Annotated in this window: 5 protein-coding genes, 1 tRNA gene and 1 other RNA gene; 5 read left to right on the forward strand and 2 right to left on the reverse strand. The window is 54.2% G+C overall.

Annotated features, from left to right (window positions below):
- The first annotated feature begins 96 nt into the window (after positions 1 to 96).
- The 5 genes from ACLJQD_RS06430 to ACLJQD_RS06450 all read left to right on the forward strand — a co-directional run bounded on the left by ACLJQD_RS06430 (position 97) and on the right by ACLJQD_RS06450 (position 8,527).
- A complete protein-coding gene (locus ACLJQD_RS06430) occupies positions 97 to 3,840 on the forward strand; it encodes a nitrate reductase subunit alpha (RefSeq protein ID WP_017441277.1) in 3,744 nt (1,247 codons plus the stop codon).
- Positions 3,837 to 5,372, forward strand: a complete 1,536-nt coding sequence (gene narH, locus ACLJQD_RS06435) for a nitrate reductase subunit beta (protein ID WP_000702629.1) — start codon at positions 3,837 to 3,839, stop codon at positions 5,370 to 5,372. The genes ACLJQD_RS06430 and narH overlap by 4 nt, the downstream gene beginning before the upstream one ends.
- Positions 5,369 to 6,079 (forward strand): nitrate reductase molybdenum cofactor assembly chaperone, encoded by a 711-nt coding sequence (narJ, locus tag ACLJQD_RS06440; protein WP_000571668.1) that lies wholly within the window; start codon positions 5,369 to 5,371, stop codon positions 6,077 to 6,079. Before narH ends, narJ begins: the two co-directional genes overlap by 4 nt.
- A complete protein-coding gene (gene narI / locus ACLJQD_RS06445; RefSeq protein WP_000545594.1) occupies positions 6,079 to 6,756 on the forward strand; it encodes a respiratory nitrate reductase subunit gamma in 678 nt (225 codons plus the stop codon). Before narJ ends, narI begins: the two co-directional genes overlap by 1 nt.
- Before the next feature lie 241 nt (positions 6,757 to 6,997).
- Positions 6,998 to 8,527: a tetratricopeptide repeat protein gene (locus ACLJQD_RS06450; protein ID WP_017441278.1), complete on the forward strand. Its 1,530-nt coding sequence runs from the start codon at positions 6,998 to 7,000 to the stop codon at positions 8,525 to 8,527.
- Positions 8,528 to 8,629: 102 nt separating this feature from the next.
- On the opposite strand, the gene ACLJQD_RS06455 is transcribed toward ACLJQD_RS06450, so the two are convergent.
- Positions 8,630 to 8,761: non-coding RNA, RtT sRNA (locus ACLJQD_RS06455), on the reverse strand.
- Positions 8,762 to 8,811: 50 nt separating this feature from the next.
- Positions 8,812 to 8,896: transfer RNA gene (locus ACLJQD_RS06460), tRNA-Tyr, on the reverse strand.
- Between the last annotated feature and the right edge of the window lie 111 nt (positions 8,897 to 9,007).

Genomic DNA, 9,007 nt, shown 5'->3' on the forward strand with positions numbered 1-9,007 from the left:
ATCAATTCTCACGCCCATTCAGCGCGTTACCTTCGCCCTTAGTTAAGCAATGTCGATTTATCAGAGAGCCGTAAGGTTCCATACAGGAGAAACCCGATGAGTAAATTCCTGGACCGGTTTCGCTACTTCAAGCAGAAGGGCGAAACCTTTGCCGATGGGCACGGCCAGCTTCTCGAAACAAACCGGGACTGGGAGGACGGATACCGCCAACGTTGGCAGCATGACAAAATTGTGCGCTCAACCCATGGGGTGAACTGCACCGGTTCTTGTAGCTGGAAAATTTATGTCAAAAATGGTCTGGTGACCTGGGAAACACAGCAAACCGATTACCCGCGCACCCGTCCTGATATGCCAAACCATGAACCTCGCGGCTGCCCGCGCGGGGCAAGTTACTCCTGGTATCTCTACAGCGCTAACCGACTGAAATATCCGCTAATGCGCAAACGTCTGATGAAGATGTGGCGCGAGGCGAAAAAACTGCATCGCGATCCGGTAGAGGCATGGGCCTCCATCATTGAAGATGCCGATAAAGCCAAAAGCTTCAAACAGGCGCGTGGTCGTGGCGGCTTTGTTCGCTCCTCATGGCAGGAAGTGAACGAGCTGATCGCCGCTTCCAACGTGTACACCGTGAAAACCTATGGCCCTGACCGCGTCGCGGGCTTCTCACCCATTCCGGCGATGTCGATGGTTTCCTACGCTTCCGGCGCACGTTATCTTTCGCTGATTGGCGGTACCTGCCTGAGCTTCTACGACTGGTACTGCGACCTGCCGCCAGCCTCCCCGCAAACCTGGGGCGAGCAGACCGACGTGCCGGAATCCGCTGACTGGTACAACTCCAGCTATATTATCGCCTGGGGCTCTAACGTGCCGCAAACCCGTACGCCGGACGCCCACTTCTTTACCGAAGTACGTTACAAAGGCACTAAAACCGTCGCGGTGACGCCGGACTATGCTGAAATCGCCAAACTGTGCGATCTGTGGCTGGCGCCGAAGCAGGGGACCGATGCGGCGATGGCGCTGGCGATGGGCCACGTCATGCTGCGCGAATTCCACCTCGACAACCCGCGCCAGTACTTCACCGATTATGTCCGCCGCTATACCGACATGCCAATGCTGGTGATGCTTGAAGAGCGTGATGGTTATTATGCCGCAGGTCGTATGCTGCGCGCTGCCGATCTCGTTGATTCGCTGGGGCAGGAAAATAACCCGGAATGGAAAACCGTCGCTATCAACAGCAACGGTGAAATGGTGGCGCCAAACGGTTCAATTGGTTTCCGTTGGGGTGAAAAAGGCAAATGGAACCTCGAACAGCGCGACGGGACTACCGGTGCAGAAACTGAATTGCAGCTCAGCTTGCTGGGCAGCCAGGATGAGATTGCTGACGTGGGCTTCCCGTATTTCGGCGGCGAAGGTTCAGAGTACTTTAATCATGTGGCGCTGGATAACGTCCTGCTGCATAAACTGCCGGCAAAACGTCTGCAACTGGCCGATGGTTCTTCAGCGTTAGTCACTACCGTTTACGATCTGACCATGGCTAACTATGGTCTGGAACGCGGCCTGAACGATGAAAATTGTGCCGCCAGTTATGACGATACCAAAGCGTATACGCCAGCATGGGCCGAGCAGATCACCGGCGTGCCGCGGGCGCAGATCATCCGTGTCGCACGGGAATTCGCCGATAACGCGGACAAAACGCACGGGCGTTCAATGATTATCGTTGGCGCCGGTCTGAACCACTGGTATCACCTCGATATGAACTATCGCGGGCTGATCAATATGTTGGTGTTCTGTGGTTGCGTTGGTCAGAGCGGTGGCGGTTGGGCGCACTACGTCGGCCAGGAAAAACTGCGTCCGCAGACCGGCTGGCAGCCGCTGGCGTTTGCCCTTGACTGGCAGCGTCCGGCGCGTCACATGAACAGCACCTCTTACTTCTATAACCACTCCAGCCAGTGGCGCTACGAGACGGTGACCGCCGAGGAGTTACTGTCGCCGATGGCGGACAAATCCCGCTATAGCGGTCATCTGATTGACTTCAATGTGCGCGCCGAGCGTATGGGCTGGTTGCCGTCAGCGCCGCAGTTAGGCACCAACCCGCTGTACATTGCGCGTGAAGCGGAAAAAGCCGGTATGACGCCGGTAGACTATACCGTCAAATCCCTGAAAGAGGGTTCGATTCGCTTTGCCGCCGAGCAGCCGGAAAACGGTAAAAACCACCCGCGTAACCTGTTCATCTGGCGTTCTAACCTGCTTGGCTCTTCCGGTAAGGGCCATGAGTACATGCTGAAATATCTGCTGGGTACTGAGCATGGTATTCAGGGGCTGGATCTCGGCAAGCAGGGCGGTGTGAAGCCGGAAGAAGTGGAGTGGCGTGACAATGGCCTGGACGGCAAACTGGATCTGGTGGTGACGCTGGACTTCCGCCTGTCGAGCACCTGCCTGTACTCCGATATCGTACTGCCGACCGCCACCTGGTATGAAAAAGACGATATGAATACCTCGGATATGCATCCGTTTATTCATCCGCTGTCTGCCGCCGTAGATCCGGCCTGGGAATCGAAAAGCGACTGGGAAATCTACAAAGGCATTGCGAAGAAATTCTCCGAAGTCTGTGTAGGCCACCTGGGTAAAGAGACTGACGTCGTGACGCTGCCGATCCAGCACGACTCTGCCGCTGAACTGGCGCAGCCGCTGGACGTGAAAGACTGGAAAAAAGGCGAATGCGATCTGATCCCAGGGAAAACCGCGCCGCACATCATGACCGTCGAGCGCGATTACCCGGCGACTTACGAACGCTTTACCTCTATCGGCCCGCTGATGGAGAAAATCGGCAACGGCGGGAAAGGGATTGCCTGGAACACGCAAAGCGAAATGGACTTGCTGCGTAAGCTCAATTACACCAAAGCGGACGGTCCGGCGAAAGGTCAGCCGATGCTCAACACGGCGATTGACGCGGCAGAGATGATCCTGACGTTAGCGCCGGAAACCAACGGTCAGGTGGCGGTGAAAGCCTGGGCGGCGCTGAGCGAGTTTACCGGTCGCGACCATACGCATCTGGCAACCAATAAAGAAGAAGAGAAAATCCGCTTCCGCGATATTCAGGCCCAGCCGCGCAAAATTATCTCCAGCCCGACCTGGTCTGGTCTGGAAGATGAGCACGTTTCTTATAACGCCGGTTATACCAACGTTCACGAGCTGATCCCATGGCGTACGCTGTCTGGTCGCCAACAGTTGTATCAGGATCATCAGTGGATGCGCGACTTTGGCGAAAGTCTGCTGGTGTATCGCCCACCGATCGACACCCGCTCGGTGAAAGCGGTGATGGGGCGTAAATCCAACGGTAATCCGGAGAAGGCGCTCAACTTCCTGACGCCGCACCAGAAATGGGGTATCCACTCGACCTACAGCGATAACCTGTTGATGCTGACCTTGTCGCGTGGCGGCCCGATTGTATGGATGAGCGAAACCGACGCCAAAGATCTGGGCATTGAAGATAACGACTGGATCGAAGTCTTCAACAGCAACGGCGCATTGACCGCACGCGCAGTGGTCAGCCAGCGTGTACCGGCGGGCATGACCATGATGTACCACGCGCAGGAACGTATCGTAAACCTGCCGGGGTCGGAAATTACCCAGCAGCGCGGCGGTATTCATAACTCGGTGACGCGCATTACGCCGAAACCGACCCATATGATCGGCGGCTATGCGCAGTTAGCCTACGGCTTTAACTACTACGGTACCGTCGGCTCCAACCGCGATGAGTTTGTGGTGGTACGTAAGATGAAGAACATTAACTGGTTGGATGGCGAAGGCAATGACCAGGTACAGGAGAGCGTAAAATGAAAATTCGTTCACAAGTCGGCATGGTGCTGAATCTCGATAAGTGCATCGGCTGTCATACCTGTTCAGTCACCTGTAAAAACGTCTGGACCAGTCGCGAAGGTATGGAATACGCGTGGTTCAACAACGTAGAAAGTAAGCCTGGCGTTGGTTTTCCGAATGACTGGGAAAATCAGGAAAAATGGAAAGGCGGCTGGATCCGCAAAATCAACGGCAAACTACAGCCGCGCATGGGCAACCGGGCGCTGCTGCTGGGTAAAATCTTCGCTAACCCGCATCTGCCGGGCATCGACGACTACTACGAGCCGTTTGATTACGACTACCAGAACCTGCATACCGCGCCGGAAAGCAAACATCAGCCGATCGCGCGTCCGCGCTCGCTGATTACCGGCCAGCGGATGGACAAAATTACCAGCGGGCCAAACTGGGAAGAGATTCTGGGCGGTGAGTTCGAAAAACGCGCCAAAGACCAGAACTTCGAAAACATGCAGAAGGCGATGTACGGCCAGTTCGAAAACACCTTCATGATGTACTTGCCGCGCCTGTGCGAGCACTGTCTCAACCCGGCGTGCGTGGCGACCTGCCCGAGCGGTGCTATCTACAAGCGTGAAGAAGATGGCATCGTGCTGATCGACCAGGACAAGTGCCGCGGCTGGCGGATGTGTATCACCGGTTGCCCGTACAAGAAAATTTACTTCAACTGGAAGAGCGGCAAGTCCGAGAAGTGCATCTTCTGCTACCCGCGTATCGAAGCCGGTCAGCCGACCGTTTGCTCCGAAACCTGCGTGGGCCGTATCCGCTACCTTGGCGTACTGCTGTATGACGCAGATGCCATTGAAAGCGCCGCCAGTACGGAAAACGAAAAAGATCTGTACCAGCGTCAACTGGACGTGTTCCTCGATCCAAACGATCCGGCTGTCATTGAGCAGGCGCTGAAGGACGGCGTGCCGCAGAGCGTGATCGATGCGGCGCAGCAATCGCCAGTGTACAAAATGGCGATGGACTGGAAGCTGGCGCTCCCGCTGCATCCGGAATACCGCACGCTGCCGATGGTCTGGTACGTGCCGCCTTTGTCACCGATTCAGTCTGCCGCCGACGCGGGTGAACTGGGCAGCAACGGTATTCTGCCGGATGTAGACAGTCTGCGTATCCCGGTGCAGTACCTGGCGAACCTGTTGACCGCTGGCGACACCCAGCCGGTACTGTTGGCGCTGAAACGGATGCTGGCGATGCGTCACTACAAACGTGCGGAAACCGTAGACGGTAAAGTGGATACCCGCGCGCTGGAAGAGGTGGGTTTAAGCGAAGCCCAGGCGCAGGAAATGTATCGTTACCTGGCGATTGCTAATTATGAAGATCGCTTTGTGGTACCGAGCAGCCATCGTGAACTGGCGCGTGACGCATTCCCGGAGAAAAGCGGTTGTGGCTTTACCTTCGGCGATGGTTGCCACGGGTCTGATACCAAATTCAATCTGTTCAACAGCCGCCGCATCGACGCTGTTGATGTGACCAGCAAAACGGAGCCGCACGCATGATTGAACTCGTCATTGTTTCGCGTCTGCTCGAGTACCCGGATGCTGCCCTGTGGCAGCATCAGCAGGAGTTGTTCGATGCGCTCGCGTCATCTGAGAACCTGGATAAAGAGGATGCCCAGACTCTGGGCGTTTTCCTGCGCGATTTAACCGCGCAGGACATGCTGGATGTACAGGCCGCCTACAGTGAACTGTTTGACCGTGGTCGCGCTACATCGCTGCTGCTGTTTGAACATGTACACGGGGAATCCCGCGATCGCGGTCAGGCGATGGTTGACCTGATGGCACAGTATGAGCAGCACGGTTTGCAGCTCGACAGCCGCGAACTGCCCGATCATCTGCCGCTGTATCTGGAATACCTTGCGCAATTGCCGAAAAGCGAAGCGTTAGGGGGGTTACAGGATATCGCGCCGATTCTGGCGCTGCTCAGCGCACGTTTGCAACAGCGTGACAGCCGTTATGCGGTGCTGTTCGATCTGCTGTTAAAACTGGCGAATACCGTTATCGACAGCGATAAAGTGGCTGAAAAAATTGCGAATGAAGCACGTGATGATACCCCACAGGCGTTGGATGCGGTCTGGGAAGAAGAGCAGGTGAAATTCTTCGCCGATCAAGGGTGTGGCGAGTCGGAAATCTCCGCTCACCAGCGTCGTTTTGCCGGGGCCGTGGCGCCGCAATATCTGAATATCACCACCGGAGGACAGCACTAATGCACTTCCTGAATATGTTCTTCTTTGATATCTACCCGTACATTGCCGGATCGGTATTTCTGATCGGTAGCTGGTTACGTTACGACTACGGCCAGTACACCTGGCGGGCGGCTTCCAGTCAGATGCTGGATCGCAAAGGAATGAACCTGGCGTCAAACCTGTTCCACATTGGGATTCTGGGTATTTTCGCCGGTCACTTCCTGGGCATGTTAACGCCGCACTGGATGTATGAAGCTTTTCTGCCGGTCGACGTGAAACAGAAGATGGCGATGATTGCCGGTGGCGCCTGCGGCGTGCTGACGCTGGTTGGCGGTATTTTACTGCTCAAGCGTCGCCTGTTTAGCCCACGTGTCCGCGCCACCACTACCGGCGCAGATATTTTGATTCTCTCGCTGCTGGTGATTCAGTGCGCGCTGGGGCTGCTGACCATTCCGTTTTCCGCCCAGCATATGGACGGGAGTGAAATGATGAAGCTGGTCGGGTGGGCGCAGTCAGTTGTGACCTTCCACGGTGGCGCATCCGCACATCTGGACGGTGTAGCTTTTATCTTCCGTATGCACCTGGTACTGGGGATGACGCTGTTCCTGTTATTCCCATTCTCGCGCCTGGTGCATATCTGGAGCGTGCCGGTCGAGTATCTGACCCGCAAATACCAGATTGTACGTGCGCGTCACTGATTTTCTCTCGATGCCCTAAACTCCGCTTCGGCGGAGTTTTTTTATGGCTGTTTGCCGGAGTGCGGCATAAATGCCTTATCGACCGCCGCCTTGTTTCGTTTACAGCGGATCTGCCATGTCTGGCATCTGAATCCGGACTCTTTGTTTTTGGGTTTATTCAGCATCTGTGCGAGTTTTTTGTAAGCAGAAAAAGGATGATGCAGCATATTATCACGCCATAAACGACAATAAGGATAGTTGTATGCGTTTTTCATCAATTTTCAAAATAATAATATTAAATATATTTATTTCAAAAATGGCTCACGCTGCTGTCTGCGAGGATCGCTATCCCCCCGACTCAGAAGAATGCCAGTACGTTCAGGAATTAGAGCAAAAAGCGGAACAAGGAGATGAAAGCGCGCAGTTCTCGCTTGGAAGCTGGTATGCGGAGGGGCGATACGTTAAGCCTGATTATAAACTAGCCATAAAATGGCTGGAGAAAGCGGGTAAACAAGGTTCTGATTTTTCCTATTTCATCCTTGGCTATCATTACAACTATGGTGAAAATTTTCCACTTAGTCGACAAAAAGCGCTGGAGTGGTATCGCAAGGCGGCAGAGCTAGGGGATAGTAGTACGCAAGAAATCCTCGGTGACGCCTATATGTATGGCGATGGGTTTCCCCAAAATACCCAGCTAGCGCTGGAGTGGTATCGAAAAGCCGCCTCTCCAACCAATGATGCGGGTGTTGTCCGCGGACAGGGTTCAGCTTCGTCAGCACAATTTAAGCTTGGAGTAATGTACGCCCACGGTCAGGGCGTTCCTCAGGATTATCAGCAAACGGCGATCTTGATGCGTAAAGCGGCGGAAAATATGTACTACCCCGCGCAACTTTATCTCGGTGTTGCCTATTTTTATGGTGAAGGCGTGCCTCAGGATTATCGTCAGGCAGTTTACTGGCTTAATAAAGGTATACCAAGCAGCTATACGCCAGGCCACATTCCGCTGGATGCGCTCTATGATAAAGCGCATCCCGCTGACCGGGTTCACTCTCAGACGTGGTATCGAAAAACAGCGCAACGCGTGATGGCAAAGGTACAGTACAATTTTGGCGTATGGTATTACAACGGTTATCACTTATTGAAAGATCACAACCTGGCGCTGGAGTGGTATCGCAGAGCCGCAGCGCAAGGATTGGCCGAGGCGCAGGATGCGATCGGCGTGATGTTTATGCAGGGTGAGGGCGTTTCTCAGGACTACCAACAGGCGCTGGCGTGGTATCGCAAAGCCGCTCGCCAGGGGCTGCCTGCTGCGCAAACGCATCTGGGCATCATGTCTGCTTTTGGTCGCGGCGTCGCGCAAAGCGACAGACAGGCTATCGCATGGTATCGAAAAGCAGCAAAACAGGATTTTGCGAAAGCGCAATATCAGCTTGGCGTAGCATATAGCACGGGAAGAGGCGTGCCTGAAAATAGCCGGAATGCGCTGAAGTGGTACCTCAAAGCGGCAGAGCAGGGGTTTACTCCGGCACAATCAGCGCTTGGGGAAATTTATGCTCATGGGCGCCAGGGTGTGCCTAAAGATAATAAGCAGGCCTATATTTGGTATTACATGGCAAGTATGTATACGGAAAAATCTAAGGATGATTGTTCAGCGCTCATTGCCGAAAGAAACCGACTCAAGGGAACGCTTACCCCAGATCAACTTAGCGAGACATATGCCGCCTTTAATCTCATCTGGCGAAAAATTGACCAGTCAAAGGAGGCGAAAAAGATTGCCAGGAAGAAGTATTGATAAGATAACCAATAAGCTATGGCACCATGGTGTGAAGTCTGCCTGTGGGGTAAGGATACGGGGCAGTGCTGATTGATTTGAAATTGGTGCCTTATGAAGTAATGGTGGTGGGGGAAGGATGACTCAGCGCTGCGCGCTTCGCCCTTCGGGTCGTTGCCTGCGGCAACGCTTTCTCGCTTTCGCTCGAATCGAACCTTAGTCGAAGCTTCTCATCCTTCCCCATATGGATAGAATTATGACAAACCGATGTCGAATGAAGGTTAGATGCTTTCTGAAGATCATGATGGTGGTGGGGGAAGGATTCGAACCTTCGAAGTCGATGACGGCAGATTTACAGTCTGCTCCCTTTGGCCGCTCGGGAACCCCACCAGGGGTAATTCAAATTGTAGGTAAAGCTTGAAGATGGTGGTGGGGGAAGGATTATTCGTCGCTTCGCTCCTCACCCTACGGGCCGTTGCCGTTGGCAACGTTCTCTCGCTT

Origin of the sequence: Salmonella sp. SAL04214, assembly GCF_046550615.1 — a bacterium.
Lineage (GTDB): Bacteria > Pseudomonadota > Gammaproteobacteria > Enterobacterales > Enterobacteriaceae > Salmonella > Salmonella enterica.